The organism is Sphingobacterium micropteri, assembly GCF_014692515.1.
GTDB lineage: Bacteria > Bacteroidota > Bacteroidia > Sphingobacteriales > Sphingobacteriaceae > Sphingobacterium > Sphingobacterium micropteri.
The window spans coordinates 1-1,789 of record NZ_JACOIK010000026.1 but is presented as its reverse complement, the minus strand read 5'-3'; the positions used below and the strand labels follow the sequence as shown (position 1 = coordinate 1,789).

The 1,789-nt window shown below is 46.3% G+C and carries 2 protein-coding genes; both read right to left on the bottom strand.

Annotated features, from left to right (window positions below; genetic code table 11):
- Nucleotides 1-419: 419 nt before the first annotated feature.
- The gene (locus H8B06_RS20435) at nucleotides 420-1,313 is read right to left on the bottom strand and encodes an IS3 family transposase (protein WP_190996043.1); all 894 of its coding nucleotides are present in this window, start codon (nucleotides 1,311-1,313) and stop codon (nucleotides 420-422) included.
- Nucleotides 1,314-1,327: 14 nt separating this feature from the next.
- Entirely contained in the window at nucleotides 1,328-1,738 is a 411-nt protein-coding gene (locus tag H8B06_RS20430; protein ID WP_190996042.1) for a hypothetical protein, read from the bottom strand.
- Nucleotides 1,739-1,789: the final 51 nt, after the last annotated feature.

Below are 1,789 nucleotides of genomic sequence, written 5' to 3'. Positions count from 1 at the left end.
TGTACCTTCCTAAAAAAACTTGACAGCTTTATCGGTTAGTTCTTGATAATATTTACTGTTATTCTATTTTTTGCTAAAGCAAAGTTACACAATGATTCTTTCATACAGCATTTCGATGTAATTTTTGGGTTATACCTATTTTTAAAGACTTGCAATACACATTTACGGCAGATACCGACATCATATTCCTTACTAGTGATTTTGGGTACAGTAACGGTTATATTCCGTATACTGTATTCCGTTTTATTGTTGTCGCAGTTATCCTTTACAGGTTTCATTTTATTTACGTATCTGTATGACTATACTCTTGTTATTGTGTTTAGTTTGCTGCAGAGATCCGACAGTTACTCAGGGCACTGCCGGATTTCCGCTTATTACTGAGCTTGGCTGACAGGTGGTCCTCTTGTGTCCATGGCCTATTAGTTTTGGGCATTGACCGTATCTCTTTTCTCACCTTTGGACCTCCAGTGCTTTTTAAGGATGCCCTTCTGATCGTGAGCCCGCACCGGTGTAAGATTATCACAGCTGGCATGTGGTCTTATACGGTTGTATCTGTCCACTGCATTTTCTACCGCACTGTGAGCCAGGGTAAAAGATGGGAAAGTCCGGTCCAACAGGAATTCCGTCTTTAATATACCGTTGATCCGTTCGGCAATGGCATTTTCATAAGGGTCACCGTTCTCGGTCATGGATATGCGGATGCCAAATGACTCCAGTGTCTGTATATATTGCTGGCAGCAGTACTGTACACCGCGGTCACTGTGATGGATCAGTGTCCCCTGCATTTTAGAAGTACTGGCCATCAATAAAGCATTTATAGGTCCATCACTGTGGAGAGTGGGGTGAAGGCAGTAGCCGATAATCCGGTGGGAATAGGCATCTGTTACAATACTCAGGTAGGCGAACCCATGCTTCAGGTGGAGGTAGGTAATGTCGCTTACCCATAACTGCCCTGCACATGTCAGCACGCTCAGATCGCGGATCAGGTTGGGGTATTTTCGGTAAGGATGGTTGCTATCGGTCGTATATACCTTTCTCCTACGGTAACGGATCAGGTACCCACGTTCCCCCAGCAGCCTGTACAGCTGGTCCCTGCCCATTTTTATACCATGCTCGTCAAACCGGTCTTTTAAGATGACCATCAGCTTGGGAACACCACAGCGGGGCAGGTCTTTGCGCACCTCCCTGACCATCTTGATGACCAGTGCATCTGCCATATGCTTCTCTTCGGCGCGCTTTATCTGCTCATAATAGCCTTGTCGGCTATACCCAAACAGTGAACAGAGGTACCCTACACTGTAATGTGGGTACAACTGCCTGAGCAGGCTTACTGTTTGGGCCCAGACTTTTTTCGGATACTGATCCGCAGCTTCTGTTCGGCAACATCGACCAATGTTTCCAGTGCAGTATTATTCACCTTGGCATCTTCCAGATGCTTCTCCAGCTCCTTTATCCGCTTATGGAGCGCCTCTAGTTCCCGCTGTTCTTTTTCGGTCATCGGGGGTAAAGTTAAAGGAATATCCGAAGAATACAACCTGCGCCAGCGGCGTAGTAGTTTCCACCATGTAGCCTCTCCTATATGAAATCGCGCACGGGCCTCCCCTTCGGTCATCCGTCCTGAGTCCAGCTCGCCGACCAGCCATCTGCGGAATGCTATCTCTGGCTGGCTGGAACTGTCATCACTGAAGCGGTCCTTCAGTAAAATCTCTTTCTGTTTTCCTCCTGTTGATTTTGACATCTTTTTCCTCTTTTTTACCGAAAAAGTGTCAAGCTATTCTAGGAATAGACA

Bases quoted from the DNA above. Each gene is read 5' to 3' on its own strand.
- H8B06_RS20430 (WP_190996042.1), bottom strand. From the start codon at position 1,738: ATGTCAAAATCAACAGGAGGAAAACAGAAAGAGATTTTACTGAAGGAC.